This is a genomic window from Paenibacillus sp. J22R3 (assembly GCF_056269305.1).
Genome location: NZ_JBWDNS010000002.1, coordinates 118,658 through 134,207 on the forward strand (window position 1 = coordinate 118,658; position 15,550 = coordinate 134,207).

The following is a 15,550-nucleotide window of genomic DNA, read 5'->3' on the forward strand; positions in this document are numbered from 1 at the left end:
TTTCGTTTCGGCAAAAATAAAGGTGGGCTTACGATGACTGATCATTTGGTTTTACGCGGGGCAGCACTCATGGATGGTCGGCAAGTCGATATTGTGATCGTGGCCGGCGTCATAGCGGAAATAACGGCAGCGGGGGCAAGCAATGCCTCGATTGCCGGGCGAGTCATAGATTGTTCCGGCTGGTATGTATCGAGCGGTTGGATCGATCTTCATGTTCATGCATTCCCCGATTTTGACCCGTATGGGGATGACATTGACGAGATCGGCGTAAAACAAGGCGTTGCGGTCATTGTTGACGCAGGCAGCTGCGGCGCGGATCGAATCGGCGAATTGGCCACAAGCCGCGAGAGGGCGATGACGACCGTGTTCGCGCTGCTGAACGTTTCGAAGATTGGTTTGCAGCGGATCGACGAGCTGTCCGATCTGGCTTGGCTCGATAGACCAGCCGCATTGCAAGCCGTCCAAGCGTATCCCGATTTTATCGTCGGCTGGAAGGCCAGAATGAGCGGCAGCGTCGTTCGCGACAACGGTATTCGGCCTTTGAATATGGCCAGGGAGCTGGCTGAAGAAACCGCTTTGCCCTTGATGGTTCATATCGGTTCCGCTCCTCCTAGAATCGAAGAGATTCTACCGCTGCTCGTGAGAAATGATGTTGTAACGCACTATTTGAACGGGAAAAGCAACAACTTATTCAGCGAGGACGGAAGTCCGATTCTGGAGCTGAATGCGGCTATCGCGAGAGGCGTTCGAATGGATGTCGGACACGGCACAGCCAGCTTTTCTTTCAAGGCGGCAGAGGCGGCGAGGCGAAACGGAATTCGCTTCGATACGATTAGTTCGGACATTTATCGCGGGAATCGGCTGCATGGTCCTGTATATAGCTTGGCGCATGTGATGTCGAAGTTTCTGTGCCTAGGGTATTCGCTAAGCGAAGTGATCGAAGCCGTGACAGTGAACGCGGCAGATTGGTTGGGGAAACCGGAACTGGGCCGCATTCAAGCAGGTGATCGGGCTAATCTGACTTTGTTCTCTGTTAAAGAGGAGCGTAGCGTGTTCGTCGATTCGGAGGGAGACATGCGCGAAGGCGATCATCAAATTAAAGTTAGAGGAGTATATGCGAATGGGCGATTCATTGAATGCTAAGTATAGGTTGAAACGCGTTATTAATGCCAGCGGGCGAATGAGCATCCTCGGGGTGTCGGCACCTTCCGATACCGTCATGGAAGCGATGAAGCTAGGCGGACAACGCTATGTGGAAATCGCCGATTTGGTGGATAAAGCGGGCGACCATATTGCGGCAGTGCTGGGCTCCGAAGCTGCTGTTGTCGTCAACTCAGCATCAAGCGGAATTGCATTGTCTGTTGCGGGTATCGTTACGCAAGGCAATCGGCGTATGAGCGAACGGCTTCATCAAGAGGCAATCGCGAAGAACGAAATCATTATTCTCAAAGGACATAATGTCCAATACGGTGCACCTGTGGAGACGATGGTGTTTCTGGGCGGAGGCAAGCTCGTTGAAGTCGGTTATGCGAATGAGGGCAAAGCCGAGCATATCGAAGACGCGATCAGCGATCGCACGGCCGCAATTCTATACGTGAAGTCACACCACGCGGTGCAGAAGAACATGATTAGTGTGGAGGAAGCTTGGGAAGTGGCGCAGCGAAAAGGGGTTCCGCTTATCGTGGATGCAGCTGCGGAAGAGGATGTTCGTAAGTATGTGAAGTGCTCGGACCTCGCGATCTATAGCGGCTCCAAGGCGATTGAAGGTCCGACCTCCGGTATTGTCGGGGGCAAACGTGATTATATCGAGATGGTCAAAATGCAGCTGCACGGGATTGGCCGCAGCATGAAGGTCGGGAAGGAAACGATATTCGGGCTGCTCCAAGCGCTCGAGGAGTATATGGTTAAGAAGGATAATAGTGAGCAGGAGAAGGTAACGCTGCAAACGCTGATTCCGCTGAACGAGCAGCCAGGCGTTAAAGTGACGATTGTCCAAGATGAAGCGGGGCGCGCGATATTCCGTGCGCGCATTCAGGTAGATCCAGCGCTGTCCGGCACGACGGCGAAGGCAGTCGTTGAAGGACTGCAAGGCGGCGATATCGCCATCTACACGCGCGATTATGGCGTGAAGCAGGGGTATTTTGATATCGATCCGCGTCCGCTGCTTGGTGATGATATGAATGTCATTGCAGCTAGAATAGTTACGCTTACGGGAGGCCATTAACATGCACAACATGACGAAACGATTGTATAAAAGTCGCGCGGCACTTAATGTGCTGGCTAACGGCATCGAGAATGCGAAGGAAGTTTTCGATGCCGCAGAAGGGCATGTCCTTGTCGGTATCCTCTCCAAGGACTATCCGACCGTGGAAGCTGCCGTTACCGCGATGAAGCGATATGGGGAAGCAATCGATGACGCGGTCTCGATTGGACTCGGGGCCGGGGACAATCGGCAGGCGGCCGTCGTTGCACAGATCGCGAAGCATTACCCAGGCACGCATATTAATCAGGTTTTCCCGGCAGTTGGCGCTACACGTGCGAATTTAGGAGAGCGAGACAGCTGGATCAACAGCCTTGTTTCTCCTACAGGACAAGCAGGCTACGTGAATATTTCGACAGGACCTTTTAGCGCAGCACAGCCGGAGCAGGCCATCGTGCCTGTGAAGACGGCAATCGCACTCGTTCGCGATATGGGCGGCAATGCGCTCAAATATTTTCCGATGAATGGATTGAGTCGTGAGGATGAATTGCGAGCTGTTGCGAAGGCTTGCGCAGAAGAAGGGTTTGCACTCGAACCGACAGGCGGCATCGACATGGACAATTTCGAGCCCATACTGCGCATTGCGCTTGATGCGGGCATACCGCAGGTTATACCGCATGTCTATTCGTCGATCGTAGACAAAGCAACCGGCAAGACGAATGTTGAGGATGTTCGCATGCTGCTCGAGATCATGAAGAAGTTGGTCGATCGCCATGGGTAATCGCACTCGTGTCGCCGCTTTCGGCGAAGTCATGATGCGTCTGCAAGTGCCGGGCTATGAATTAATGTCGCAGTCGGATCATCTGCGCTATTCGTTCTCCGGCACCGGCGTGAACGTAACCTCTGCACTGGCTCGATTCGGATATGACAGCAGCCTCATATCGAGGCTGCCGGACAATGCACTCGGAGAAGCGGCCGCGGCGAATTTGCGCAAACTGGGTTTGTCGTTAGATTTCGTAGGGCGAGGCGGCAGTAACCTTGGCATGTACTTCCTTGAGAACGGATTCGGCGCGAGGCCGGGTCGTGTCACCTACGCCAATCGGCAGGAGAGCAGCTTCAATACGGCTCCGCTCGATGCATATGATTACGACGCTATCGCTGCACGAATCGAGCTCGTTCATTTCTGCGGGATCACACTGGCGATGAACGATAATGTGAGACAGCATATGGTTCAGCTTGCTAAGGCAGTGAAGGGGACCGGCGGAACGGTCGTCTTCGACTGTAATTACAGGCCGACCCATTGGGGAGATGGAGGTTACGCGAAAGCGAAGCCTCATTACGAACAAATGCTGGAGCTCGCGGATATCGTCATGATGAATGAGCGGGACATGATCCACATTCTCGGCATGTCGACGGACAAAACAGATCGAATGGAGCAGCTAACGGAATTGCTGCCGATGGTGACTCAGCGATACACCGGCCTCTCCGCGATGGCGGGCACGCATCGCACCATTAACGGAGACAACACGCATTCGTTGCGTGGTTTTATGTATAAGAATGGCACTCTGACGGTTGCTTCAGAGCCGCTTACTTTTGCCGTCTACGATCGAATCGGAGCGGGCGATGCATTCGCCGGCGGCATCATTCATGGTGAACTCTCCGCATTCGAGCCGGATCGTACCGTTCGCTTCGCAGCCGCAGCCGCTATGCTCGCTCATACGGTTGCCGGAGATACGCCGATGTCGACGGAGCGCGAGATCGAGCGTGCGATGACGGATCTTGCGAATGGAGACGTGATCCGATAATGAAGCTATCACGCAGTAAGAAGCCATTGTATGTGCAGATCGCGAGCATCGTGAAGGACCGAATTCTGCACGGGGTTTACCCGGTCGGAACGAACATCCCGTCCGAGCCTCAGCTTGAGCAAGAGTTCCGGGTAAGCAAGGTTACGGTACGGAACGCGATTAAGGAGCTGGCGCAGGAAGGGTATGTGGAGACGGGCAGCGGTAAAGGGACGAAGGTCATCCGTAATACGTCCGCTTCCAAGCTGTCTAAGCTGAAACGGTTTACAGAGGTGCTGGTCGATGAAGGGCATCAGATCGCTAAACAATTGCTAAGCGCGGCGCATGTCCCGAGTGAAAAAGGCACGACGGCATATCAGTTGTTCGGTGAGCGATGCTTGCGAGTCGAGCGATTGTACCAACTGAACGGCGAGCCTTACATTCATTACACGCATTACTTGTTGAGTCGGGCCGCCGGCATCGAGTTGTCTGACCTAGGTGCGCAGTCGCTGTACGACTTGCTGGAAGAACAGCGTATTACAATCAGCAAGTACCGGGATGAATTCTCCGTATCTTCGGCGGTGTCTGATTCCGTCACGACTGCGCTGTCAATCGAAGCGGGAACACCGCTGCTTAAGAGGTCGCGCTATGCGTACGACGAGAGTGGCGAATTAATCGAATACAGCGAAGGTTACTACCATACCGAACGGCATCACTACGTCGTCAACTACGACGTATAAGCAACATGTGATTGTTGCAAGAAATGCAACAATTGACCTCTCTGGAGGCTGAATTTGATCTGATATTGCAAGAAATGCAACATTTCCAAGATAAATAAAGACTAAAAGAGCTCTGGCCACAAAAATGTTGCATTCCATGCAGCATTTTCGTGACCAGAGCTCTTTTGACGTAGAAATGTTGCAGAAAATGCAGCATTAATCGTCGTGCTCGATGGGCTGGCATGGCGTTGCAAATGCGGCACAAATGGCTCCCGTATCAAAATGGAAATTTACCACGCTTCATCCGGTAAGATAGAGGCCCGCCAAGCCTCTCTTTTGCTAACGCAAGGAGAATTTATCAAAATACTCGATAAATCGAGTAGCTGTTATAGATAGCGGCATGTTGCGCATAATCATAATCCCCACTTGAGAAGGCGGCAGAAGCACGTCCAGCTTAATTTCGAATAGAGAGCCCTCTTCGAGCTCCTTCTTCACAAATTCCCTTGTGACGTAGGAGATACCAAGTCCACGCTTCGCGAACTCAATCAGAAGATCCACGCTGCCGACTTCAATTTCAGGCTTAAGGGTGTAGCCGTAGTTTTGGAATAATTCCGTGATCGCCATTCGTGCCCGGCTATTGCGTGAGAACAGAATCAGATGGTGCTGAAGCAGCATCTCCAGCGAAAGAACGGTCTCCTTCAGATCGGCGTAACGAGCTCCCGCAACAAAACAATCCTGCAGCTGAATACTCTCCCTCACCTCAAGCTGAGGATCCACAATCGGCATTCGGACAACGCCTAGATCTATTTTGCCTTCTTTAAGAAAAGATATTACCTCGGGTGTCGTCCCATGATTCAGATGAAGCCGGATGCCGGGATGCTTGCGATTAAAGTCCTCCAAATAAGGAAGCATGTAATGCTTGAACAGGGAGTCGCTGCCGCCGATTCGCAGCTCGCCGCTGTCGAGATTTTTAAGTGCGGCCATTTTCTCTTCGGCTATTGAGATCAAGATATGGGACTGCTCGATATAGGAATACAGCAAAGAACCTTCTTGTGTAAGCGCAACTCCTTTCGAATTTCTGTAAAACAGCGTAATGCCAAAGCTGTCTTCCAGCTGTTTGATCGCATGACTGACGCTTGGTTGGGTAATATAAAGTGCCTTAGCGGCTTGAGTTAAGCTGCCCGTCTTCGCGGCCCAATAAAAAACTTTATACAACTCATAATTGTTGGTCATAGACGTGGTCTATAGCTCCTCTGAAATATATGTATTACTTGTATAGATGCAATTCGTATTATAGTGGAAGTACAGAAGAGATACCAGCGTTTAACTGGAAGGAGTATGGACAAATGGAACCGACTACGTTTGTACTGTTTGGCGCAACCGGTGATTTAGCGAAACGAAAAATATATCCGGCATTATATAACTTATTTATCGATGGGAAACTGTCTGAAGCTTTCACATTAATTGGTCTTGGCCGAAGAGAGCTGTCTAACGAAACCTTTCGGTCGAATGTCGAGAAATCGCTTCGTACCTATTCGCGACGTAAGGTAGTAGAAGATCCTGCCTCGCTGGAGCGTTTTCTGGAAGCATTCCGCTACAACGTACTGGATGTGGGCCGAATTGAAGATTACCGCAATTTGCTGAACCTCATCGAACAGCGGGAACAGCAGCTTCACGTTACGAAACCGAATCGGATGTTTTATTTGTCAGTGGGGCCGGAGCATTTCGAAACCATTGCCGCTAATATCCAGGCTAGCGGACTTGGGGCTGCCCAGAAGCGCCTCGTGATCGAGAAGCCTTTCGGCTATGATTTGCAATCTGCTCGGGATTTAAATGAAAAGCTGAGCAAAGCTTTCGCGGAAGAAGAAATTTTCCGTATCGATCATTATCTCGGCAAACCGATGGTTCAGAAGCTCGAGATTCTGCAGCAGTCGAACCCGGTCCTTCAGGCGTTATGGACCAACCGTTACATTGCGAATGTGCAAATTACGGCCAATGAAACGGTCGGTGTGGAAGAAAGAGCCGGTTATTACGATCATGTAGGTGCTGTGCGCGACATGTTCCAGAACCATATGCTGCAGCTTCTCATGATGCTGGCAAGCCATCTTCCTAATCACAGCGACTCCGAGATGGTCCGCTTCAAGAAGAAGAAGGTCATGGAAGCACTTGAGCCGGTGCAGAAACAGGAAATCAGCGCGAGCATTATCCGCGGACAATACAAAGCCGGAACGATTCAAGGGAAGCCTGTTGTCGGTTACCTAGATGAACCTGGAATTGCAAGTACATCCATGAACGATACGTTCATTGCGGCTCGATTGCAGATCGATGATTACTTCTGGCGCGGCGTTCCTTTCTATATACGAACAGGCAAACGCATGAAAGAGAAATCAACTCGGATTGTGATTGAGTTCAAGGAGCCGTTAAAGGAGACTTCCAAGGAGGCGCAGGCGTATGACCACAAACAAGCGCCTAATCTTCTGGTCTTCGAGATCAGTCCGAACGAAGGCATCGTGCTGCAGCTAAATACAAGGGACCCGCAGCATAAAGGGGAGTTCAAGCCGATTAATATCGACTTCCACGCCAGCCAAGACGACACGCCGGAAGCGTATGAGAACTTGATTCATGATGCCCTGAACGGCGACCCTAAATTCTTCGCGCACTGGGACGAAGTAGAACTGTCCTGGCAATGGGTGCAGCCGATCTTGGATGCTTTCCAAGCGAACACGGTTCCGCTTTATCCTTACGAAGCAGGCACTTACGGACCAGCTGCATCCGATGCGCTATTAGCAGAGGATGGATATCACTGGTGGTTCGATCAACATACAGAACATGTGAATGAAACACAAGAAGAGGAAGGGGAACACTATGCTTACATCACAAACAATTGAACAACTCGCAATCGATACGATCCGCACTTTATCCATTGACGCTATTAACAGCGCGAACTCCGGTCATCCGGGATTGCCAATGGGCGCTGCGCCGATGGCTTACGCATTATGGTCCAAGTCATTAAATCACAATCCAAGCCATGCTAAATGGTTTAACCGCGATCGTTTCGTTTTATCTGCGGGCCATGGTTCCGCTTTGTTATATAGCCTTCTGCATTTGTCCGGTTATCAGGTTTCGATCGATGATCTCAAGCAGTTCCGTAAGCTGAACAGCAAGACGCCGGGGCATCCCGAGTATGGCCATACAGATGGTGTCGATGCGACGACAGGCCCGCTTGGACAAGGGATTTCGATGGCAGTCGGCATGGCGATGGCTGAAGCGCATCTTGCGTCTAAATACAATCAAGAAGGTTTCCCGGTTGTCGATCATCATACGTATGCACTCGTTGGAGACGGCGACTTAATGGAAGGCATTTCTTATGAGGCCATGTCGATGGCCGGACATATGAAACTGGGCAAGCTAGTCGTATTGTATGATTCTAACGACATCTCCTTGGATGGAGCGCTAAACCTTTCCTTTGGAGAGAATATTCAGAAGAGAGCGGAGTCGGCGAACTGGCAGTATATCCGTGTGGAAGACGGCAATGATATTACACGAATTGCTGCAGCGATCGAAGCGGCTAAGCAGAATGAAACGCAGCCAACCTTGATCGAGGTTCGGACGATTATTGGTTACGGCAGTAAAGTAGCGGGTACAAACAAAGTACACGGCAATCCGCTCGGCAAAGAAGAAGCCATAGCAACGAAGAAAGTATATGGCTGGGAGTACGAGGAAGAGTTCACGGTTCCGCAAGATGTGAAAGCTCATTTCGAACAGCTGAAGCGTAATGGGGAGGCCAAAGAAGAAGCGTGGAACCAATTGCTTGCTTCCTATAAAGCCGCATTCCCGGCACAAGGCCAAGAACTCGAGCAAGTGATCGACGGCGGAGTATCAATTGCTGCAGCAGATATTCTAACATTTGATTCTGCTAAGACGGTATCAACGCGTATTGCAAGCGGAAATGCGATCAATCATTTTGTGAAAACCGTACCTGCCATCTTCGGCGGAAGCGCGGATTTATCGCACTCGACAATGACGGATATCAGCGGCGAGCAAACCTTCGCTGTAGGGTCGTACTCGGGACGGAACATCTACTTCGGCGTTCGTGAGCATGCGATGGGCGCAGCCGGCAACGGTCTGGCTCTTCATGGAGGCGTTAAACCATTTGTCAGCACCTTCTTCGTATTCAGCGATTATTTGCGCCCGGCTATCCGTCTGGCGGCGCTGCAGAAGCTGCCTGTAACTTATGTATTTACTCATGATTCCATCGCAGTCGGCGAAGACGGGCCTACGCATGAGCCTGTTGAGCATCTGGCAGCACTGCGTACCATTCCTGGCTTGACCGTCATCAGACCGTCGGATGCCAATGAAACAGCAAGTGCATGGGCATATGCGCTGCAGCAGAAGGAAGGTCCGGTTGCGCTCATCTTGAGCAGACAGAACCTGCCTGTATATGAAGCGACCAAGGGCAATATTGATGCGGTAGCAAAAGGAGCTTATATCCTAGCTGAAACGAACGCTCAGCCGGATGTCATCCTAATTGCAACGGGTTCGGAAGTTTCCCTTGCCGTAAACGCCAAGGCTGAGCTCGAACAGGAGAATATCTCCGTTCGCGTAGTTGCAATGCCGAGTAGAGAGCTGTTCGATCGTCAATCCGCAGCCTACAAGGAAAGTGTTCTACCTGCTGCTGTGACGAAACGGGTGTCCATTGAAGCCGGCATCTCGTTAGGCTGGGAACGCTACACGGGACTAAGCGGCAAGAATATATCGATCGATACATTCGGTGCATCAGGTCCGGGTACAGAAGTGTTAGCGTACTTTGGATTCTCCACGGAAAATGTAGTTCGTCAAACGAAACAATTGCTGAACTAATAAGCTGGTAATTATCTACTATCAACACCATAACTGGAGGTCGTAAACATGAAATTTTTTATCGATACTGCCAATGTAGAAGATATCAAGAAAGCCTACAAAACCGGCGTCTTGTCCGGCGTAACAACGAATCCTTCCTTGGTCGCCAAGGAAGGCGTGAAGTTCGAGGATCGCATTGAAGAAATTTTAAAATTAGTGCCTGAGGTCGAATCCGTATCGGCCGAAGTCACGCCTGACGCTCTTACTGCCGAAGAAATGATCGCGCAAGCGAATGAGCTGATCAAGATCAATAATAACGATCCTAACATCACGATCAAGCTCCCGATGACGCTTGCAGGCTTGGAAGCTTGCCGTTATCTCACGAAGAAAGGCGTCAAAACGAATGTAACGCTGATCTTCACCGTGAACCAAGCGCTTCTGGCCGCTCGTGCAGGCGCAACTTATGTGTCTCCGTTCCTTGGCCGCTTGGACGACATCTCCGAAGACGGTGTTCTATTGGTCGCTAAGGTTGCTGAATTGTTCCGTATTCATAACCTGGATGCGCAAATCATCGCTGCTTCTGTCCGCCATCCCGATCACGTTACTCGCGTAGCGATGGCAGGCGCGCACATTGCCACGATTCCATTCTCGGTCATCGAGCAAATTTCCAAGCATCCGCTGACGGATCAAGGCATGGAGAAGTTCGCTGCCGACTGGAAGAAAACTGCACAGCTGTAATCGATCGTAAGGCCACTCCTCGGAGTGGTCTTTTTTTTGTTGCTGAGTAGAAAGTTTGACTACATTTATGTAAAAACCCCATACCATTCGTAATGGTTCTGGCCCTACACCGCATGTTACGATTTGCCTGTCAGTACATTCATCAAACGGGGGGCTATTACCTTTGAAATCAGCATTGCTCGCCCGAACCAACGGCATGAAATTATCTACGATTCTTAGCATATTTGTCGTGTTCATCGTCATCATTCCAATTACGCTCAGCAGTATCTTTGTTCTACGTATGTACAAAACCGATGTCATTAATCAAGCTACCGAAAGAACGCTTCAATCCTCACAAACCGTCGCTTATGCGACGAAACAGGAAATTAACAAAATGATCAGCATCTTCGCGGCAATCAGTATGGATCCGGATGTACTTACCACTGCATCTGAGATCAACAAGACCACCTCCGTGGAAAGACAAACGAATATCAGCATGCTGCATAAAATTCTCAACAAGCATACGTCATCTATCATGTCGGATGTTCTCTCTGTTAAATTTTTCTTCAAGAAGGCGGGTACCTACACCTATCTAAGCAATATGGAAGGCAATGAAAGGACGATACGCAATGCGGCTTGGTATCAACTGGCGTTGAATAAGCAGGATAAAGTTCATTTTCAGGGGTTGCAGCCTATAGTCGTTCATAGCGAGAAGCTGCTTACCAATATCATGACGGCTTCTTTCTCACCAAGCGCATTTAATATTTTGTCAGACGTTGAAGTGATTTATTTTGCATTCAATGGAGGCGAGTTCGACAATATCCTGCTTCAGGATACGAATCGATCATCGAAAGTATTTCTGGTAGATGGTGACGGATCCATTGTGACCTCGAATCAGCAGCAGGAGCAGCGGGGAGAATCGTTGGGGCCAATGCTTCAGAAGCTTACGGGAAAATGGGGGCATTTTCTGAAGACAATCGATGGGAAGAAGATGCTGGTCACATACGCCAATGTCGGTGAAGCCGATTGGACAATCGTGAATATAACGCCATACAGCGAGTTAATCGTCAATTATAAGAAAGTGAACAAAATCATTCTGCTTGCCGCGATGCTGATCATGGTGTCGCTTGGTGCCGTAGCGATTTATTTTGTACATAATGTCACGAAGCCGATCCACCGACTCATGCGTCAGATGTCGCGTGTCATGGATGGTGATTTATCTACGCATGCACATGCCTCCGGAAGTCTGGAGCTGCTGACTCTTGGCAATACGTTCAATCATATGATTGTGAAGATTCTACAGCTGATGAAGCAGCAGGAAGTACAAGAACGAGCGAAACGAATGGCGGAATTCTCGGTGCTGCAATCGCAAATTAATCCGCATTTCTTAATTAATACCCTAAACGCGATTAAGCTGATGGCGCTAATTAGTAAAGCGGACAATATTCAGAATATGACGAACTCGCTGATGCGGCTATTGTCATCATCGTTTAACCGCGGTGGGCGGCTGGCGAGGCTCTCTGATGAAGTAGAGAATTTGAAGCATTACTTGTCCATTATGGAAATCCGTTATGGGAATAAGTTTGATACGTTTTGGGAGATCGAAGAACGTGTGAAGTCCTTGTACGTGCTTAAGCTGCTCTTGCAGCCGATTATTGAGAATAGCCTGATCCATGGATTGAATGGAAAGGATCACGGCGGCATCATTTATATCTCGGCAGGCATGAAGGATGAGATGCTTCAGGTTTGCATCGAGGATAACGGGGTTGGCGTGACGGATCAAGCGCTCGAGAGCTATCGCAGGCAAGCGGAAGAGCCTGTCAAAGATCGCAGCTATAGCGGAATGGGGATATTGAACGTACATCAGCGCATTCAGCTTCATTATGGGAAAACGTACGGGCTTCATATGGAGGCGAGTGCAAGAGGCGGTACGCGCGTCATGCTGCTCTTGCCTGTCATAAGCAATTCTGATGAAGACGAGATCATCTCGGCGTAGAATGGTTCAAAAAAGATCATGTTTACCTTAACAACAATCATTTGGATGCGGTTACATGGCGGTTATTATGAAGAAGGTTGAATAACAACCGTAGATAAACATGACAAACGGAGGGGTAAATCAATGCGTAACAATAAGCTTTATCTTGTATTGCTCGTGGTATGTATGTTTGCAGTAGCGATGTTGACAGGCTGCGGGAGCAGCAAAGAGAACAACACGAACACGGGTAATAATACGACAGCTGCCGCTGAGTCTAACGCAGAAACAGACACAGCTAAGCCTGTTAAATTAAAGCTCGGCATGTGGGAAGCCAAAACAGATATCGCGTTCTGGACAGAGAAAGTGAAAGAGTACACCAAACTTAAACCGAACGTTTCCATTGAAGTGGAAACGATCCCGGATAACAGCGGTCAATATATGAAGGTGCGTCTTGCAGCTGGCGACCTGCCTGATCTGATGTACCTGAAACCGGCTCACTTCCAAATCTATAAAGATTCGTTGCTTCCGCTTGATGAGCTGCCTGTAGTGAAAACCAATAAATTCCCAGGCGTGATCGACGGTAAAACGCTGGGATTGCCTCTGGTATCGTTCTCTGAGTATGTTTACTATCACCCTAGCATCTTCGAAGAGCTGAATCTGCAAATTCCGCAAACGATGGATGAGTTCATTGACGTGCTCGAGAAAATCAAAGCCAGCAATGAATATATTCCGCTTGCAATTGGCGGTAAGGATGACTGGACGTTCTATCCATTCTCTGAGTTTGGTCCTCATATTCTATCCAAGGATGAGCAATACCAAGCGAACTTGGCTACTAATGCAGAGCCGTTCGGTGCGGGCTCTACCTTCGAAACGGTTGCAAACATGATCAAGAAAATCGCATCAGATAAATTGGCAGGACCGGATGCACTAGGCATTGGTTTTGACCAAGCAACCCAGCTGTTCCAAGCCAAACAAGCAGCAGTTATAGCATTAGGACAATGGTATTATGCAGATCATCTGGCGAAGGTGGGCAACGACGACGACCTTGCCGCATTCCCAATGCCTTGGAGAACTTCTGCCAGCGATCCGCTTCCGAATATGACTCTGGCTGATCAATACGTTTCCATCAACAAAAATTCCGCGAACGTGGAAGAAGCGAAAGCATTCATGGAATGGATGTTTAGCCAGGAAGTTTACCAACCTTATATCAACGAGCTGAAAAATACATCTACTGTTGAAGGTGTAACTTCAGACCTTCCGTTCTTTAACAAATCGAACGAGGCAGCTCCTTTTGTTCCGTTTATCTATGATGCTACAGATGAGAGATACGCGAAAGTAAAAGCAGCTGCGCAATACGACGAGAAGAAAACAGCAGCAGACATTTTTGCCGGCAAAACGGTAGAAGATGTTGAGAAAACGTTGAATGGCAACTGGAAGAAAGCCGTAGAGTCGATTAAATAACTGGATACCTGCTGATGAGGGTACTTGGGGTCAAACCATGTACCCTCTCTTCTTCAACAAAGCAGCAAGTTAGAAAGAGCATGATAGAGAGATGCGGTTACCTTGCAGGAGGGATGAGAATGAATTACCAGGCACAGCAAAAATGGGTTATCTTCGGCTTTTTATTCATTCCTGTTTCATTGCTGTTATTGTTTTTGGTTTATCCGACCTTACAATTGTTTCACTATAGTGTTACGAATTGGGATGGGTTTAGCGCCACGAAGAGCTATATTGGCTTTGATAACTATAAGCAGGTTTTGTTTTCGATGCCGGATGTATGGAAATCGATTAGCAATAATGGCATTTATTTTCTGGTGCATACGCTGTTTATTCCTTTGGAACTCATGGTTGCCGTTCTATTAAATCGGGCCATACGCGGAAGCTCGCTGTTCCGCTTCACTATACTTATGCCTTATGTCGTTAACGGCGTAGCTGTTGCTTATATGTTCAGTTACATCTACTATCCCATCAACGGACCGCTTAATAGCTTTTTATCTTCCGTTGGACTCGAGAGCTGGATTCATGGTTGGCTAAGTGATTTGAAATTAGTGAATTACTCGCTGGTGGCTGTTTCCTTATGGCGTTTCTGCGGGGTGCACGTCATATTGTTCCTGGCAGGTCTTCAATCGATTCCACAGGATTTATATGAAGCAGCCTCGATTGATGGAGCGAATTTCTGGAAGAAGCAGCGTTATATCACATTCCCTGGTATTCGCCGGGTTGTTGAGATCATCCTATTCATGAATGTTACCGGTGCCTTGCTTCAATTCGATATTCCGTTTGTCATGACAGGCGGGGGACCCGGTGTGGCCAGCAGCACATTTGGCTTATTCTCCTTATTCACAGCCTTTAAATTCAATAATTTCGGTTTAGCATCGGCCATGGCCGTAGTATTGTTGATCCTGATCATCGTGTTCTCCTCGATACAGAATTGGATCATCAAGGACAGGAGTGGGAACTGATATGTCCAGTTGGAGACGGAACTTACCGGGAAATGTGTTCTATTATACGATGTTCGCACTCATCTTCGTAATTGTGTTTGTTCCGATTGTGCTCGTTGTATTCGGAGCCTTCAAGACGAGAACGGAGCTGTTTCAGACAACACCTTTGGCGCTGCCCGGAAGTTTCTTGAATTTCAGCAATTTCAAGCTGGCGTATACGCAAGGTGATATGCTGCGAGGGTTGTGGAATACGACTGTCATTGCTTTCATCACGCTGTGCGGCAATGCCATATTAGGTACGATGACTGCTTATATCCTGAATCGGTTTCAATTTAAACTAAAGAATGTTGTGTACGCCCTGTTTCTGGTCGCCATGATTATTCCCGCTTATACAACTGAAATTGCTCGTTTTCAAATCATTCATACGATTGGTATGTATGATTCATTGCGAGCTCCGATCTTAATTTATATAGGTACGGACATCATGCAGATTTATATTTACATGCAGTTTCTCGAGAAAATTTCAAACCAGCTTGATGAAAGTGCGATGCTGGATGGAGCATCCTATGTGCGGATCTTCCGCTCCATTATATTTCCGTTACTTCTTCCTGCGACCGCGACGCTTGCGATTCTGAAGAGTGTAACCGTCATGAATGATGTCTATATTCCATTTCTGTACATGCCTTCGAAGGAGCTTGTGACGATGTCGACGGCACTGATGAAATTTGTTGGTGCACGGGGCTCTGATCTATCCGCACTTTGTGCCGGTATTGTGCTCGTGCTGATTCCAAGCGCAGCGGTATACATCACGTTCCAACGGTTTATCTTTAAGGGTCTTATGGACGGTGCCGTGAAGGGATAATCCTAATCATAGGTGG

Annotated in this window: 13 protein-coding genes; 12 read left to right on the plus strand and 1 reads right to left on the minus strand. The window is 48.9% G+C overall.

Annotation, left to right across the window (positions count from 1 at the left end; all coding sequences use genetic code 11):
* Positions 1-33 precede the first annotated feature (33 nt).
* Genes AC0YN4_RS08865 through AC0YN4_RS08885 form a run of 5 tightly spaced genes read left to right on the plus strand, consistent with a single transcriptional unit; the run spans position 34 to position 4,721 of the window.
* Positions 34-1,143, plus strand: a complete 1,110-nt coding sequence (locus tag AC0YN4_RS08865) for an amidohydrolase/deacetylase family metallohydrolase (protein ID WP_475781114.1) — start codon at positions 34-36, stop codon at positions 1,141-1,143.
* Positions 1,121-2,224 (plus strand): DgaE family pyridoxal phosphate-dependent ammonia lyase, encoded by a 1,104-nt coding sequence (locus tag AC0YN4_RS08870; protein ID WP_475835624.1) that lies wholly within the window; start codon positions 1,121-1,123, stop codon positions 2,222-2,224. The genes AC0YN4_RS08865 and AC0YN4_RS08870 overlap by 23 nt, the downstream gene beginning before the upstream one ends.
* 1 nt (position 2,225) lies before the next feature.
* The gene (gene dagF / locus AC0YN4_RS08875; RefSeq protein WP_475781116.1) at positions 2,226-2,981 is read left to right on the plus strand and encodes a 2-dehydro-3-deoxy-phosphogluconate aldolase; all 756 of its coding nucleotides are present in this window, start codon (positions 2,226-2,228) and stop codon (positions 2,979-2,981) included.
* Positions 2,974-4,005, plus strand: coding sequence for a sugar kinase (locus AC0YN4_RS08880; protein WP_475781117.1), 1,032 nt, complete (start codon positions 2,974-2,976; stop codon positions 4,003-4,005). The genes dagF and AC0YN4_RS08880 overlap by 8 nt, the downstream gene beginning before the upstream one ends.
* Complete coding sequence (locus AC0YN4_RS08885) at positions 4,005-4,721, plus strand: GntR family transcriptional regulator (protein ID WP_475781118.1); 717 nt, start codon at positions 4,005-4,007, stop codon at positions 4,719-4,721. The genes AC0YN4_RS08880 and AC0YN4_RS08885 overlap by 1 nt, the downstream gene beginning before the upstream one ends.
* Before the next feature lie 318 nt (positions 4,722-5,039).
* On the opposite strand, the gene AC0YN4_RS08890 is transcribed toward AC0YN4_RS08885, so the two are convergent.
* Positions 5,040-5,933 (minus strand): LysR family transcriptional regulator, encoded by an 894-nt coding sequence (locus tag AC0YN4_RS08890; protein ID WP_475781119.1) that lies wholly within the window; start codon positions 5,931-5,933, stop codon positions 5,040-5,042.
* 113 nt (positions 5,934-6,046) lie between these two features.
* On the opposite strand from AC0YN4_RS08890, the gene zwf reads away from it, so the two are divergent.
* The 7 genes from zwf to AC0YN4_RS08925 all read left to right on the plus strand — a co-directional run bounded on the left by zwf (position 6,047) and on the right by AC0YN4_RS08925 (position 15,534).
* Positions 6,047-7,588, plus strand: a complete 1,542-nt coding sequence (gene zwf / locus AC0YN4_RS08895) for a glucose-6-phosphate dehydrogenase (RefSeq protein ID WP_475781120.1) — start codon at positions 6,047-6,049, stop codon at positions 7,586-7,588.
* Positions 7,566-9,560: a transketolase gene (gene tkt, locus AC0YN4_RS08900; RefSeq protein WP_475781121.1), complete on the plus strand. Its 1,995-nt coding sequence runs from the start codon at positions 7,566-7,568 to the stop codon at positions 9,558-9,560. The genes zwf and tkt overlap by 23 nt, the downstream gene beginning before the upstream one ends.
* A 48-nt stretch (positions 9,561-9,608) precedes the next feature.
* A complete protein-coding gene (fsa, locus tag AC0YN4_RS08905) occupies positions 9,609-10,277 on the plus strand; it encodes a fructose-6-phosphate aldolase (RefSeq protein WP_475781122.1) in 669 nt (222 codons plus the stop codon).
* A gap of 163 nt (positions 10,278-10,440) precedes the next feature.
* Positions 10,441-12,252, plus strand: coding sequence for a cache domain-containing sensor histidine kinase (locus AC0YN4_RS08910; RefSeq protein WP_475781123.1), 1,812 nt, complete (start codon positions 10,441-10,443; stop codon positions 12,250-12,252).
* A 123-nt stretch (positions 12,253-12,375) separates the two neighbouring features.
* Positions 12,376-13,692, plus strand: coding sequence for an ABC transporter substrate-binding protein (locus tag AC0YN4_RS08915; protein ID WP_475835625.1), 1,317 nt, complete (start codon positions 12,376-12,378; stop codon positions 13,690-13,692).
* A gap of 119 nt (positions 13,693-13,811) precedes the next feature.
* Positions 13,812-14,693: a carbohydrate ABC transporter permease gene (locus AC0YN4_RS08920; protein ID WP_475835626.1), complete on the plus strand. Its 882-nt coding sequence runs from the start codon at positions 13,812-13,814 to the stop codon at positions 14,691-14,693.
* Position 14,694: 1 nt separating this feature from the next.
* Positions 14,695-15,534, plus strand: coding sequence for a carbohydrate ABC transporter permease (locus tag AC0YN4_RS08925; protein WP_475781126.1), 840 nt, complete (start codon positions 14,695-14,697; stop codon positions 15,532-15,534).
* Positions 15,535-15,550: the final 16 nt, after the last annotated feature.

Coding starts and splice junctions, on each gene's coding strand:
- AC0YN4_RS08865 (WP_475781114.1), top strand. CDS start 34: ATGACTGATCATTTGGTTTTACGCGGGGCAGCACTCATGGATGGTCGG.
- AC0YN4_RS08870 (WP_475835624.1), top strand. CDS start 1,121: ATGGGCGATTCATTGAATGCTAAGTATAGGTTGAAACGCGTTATTAAT.
- dagF (WP_475781116.1), top strand. CDS start 2,226: ATGCACAACATGACGAAACGATTGTATAAAAGTCGCGCGGCACTTAAT.
- AC0YN4_RS08880 (WP_475781117.1), top strand. CDS start 2,974: ATGGGTAATCGCACTCGTGTCGCCGCTTTCGGCGAAGTCATGATGCGT.
- AC0YN4_RS08885 (WP_475781118.1), top strand. CDS start 4,005: ATGAAGCTATCACGCAGTAAGAAGCCATTGTATGTGCAGATCGCGAGC.
- AC0YN4_RS08890 (WP_475781119.1), bottom strand. CDS start 5,933: ATGACCAACAATTATGAGTTGTATAAAGTTTTTTATTGGGCCGCGAAG.
- zwf (WP_475781120.1), top strand. CDS start 6,047: ATGGAACCGACTACGTTTGTACTGTTTGGCGCAACCGGTGATTTAGCG.
- tkt (WP_475781121.1), top strand. CDS start 7,566: ATGCTTACATCACAAACAATTGAACAACTCGCAATCGATACGATCCGC.
- fsa (WP_475781122.1), top strand. CDS start 9,609: ATGAAATTTTTTATCGATACTGCCAATGTAGAAGATATCAAGAAAGCC.
- AC0YN4_RS08915 (WP_475835625.1), top strand. CDS start 12,376: ATGCGTAACAATAAGCTTTATCTTGTATTGCTCGTGGTATGTATGTTT.
- AC0YN4_RS08920 (WP_475835626.1), top strand. CDS start 13,812: ATGAATTACCAGGCACAGCAAAAATGGGTTATCTTCGGCTTTTTATTC.
- AC0YN4_RS08925 (WP_475781126.1), top strand. CDS start 14,695: ATGTCCAGTTGGAGACGGAACTTACCGGGAAATGTGTTCTATTATACG.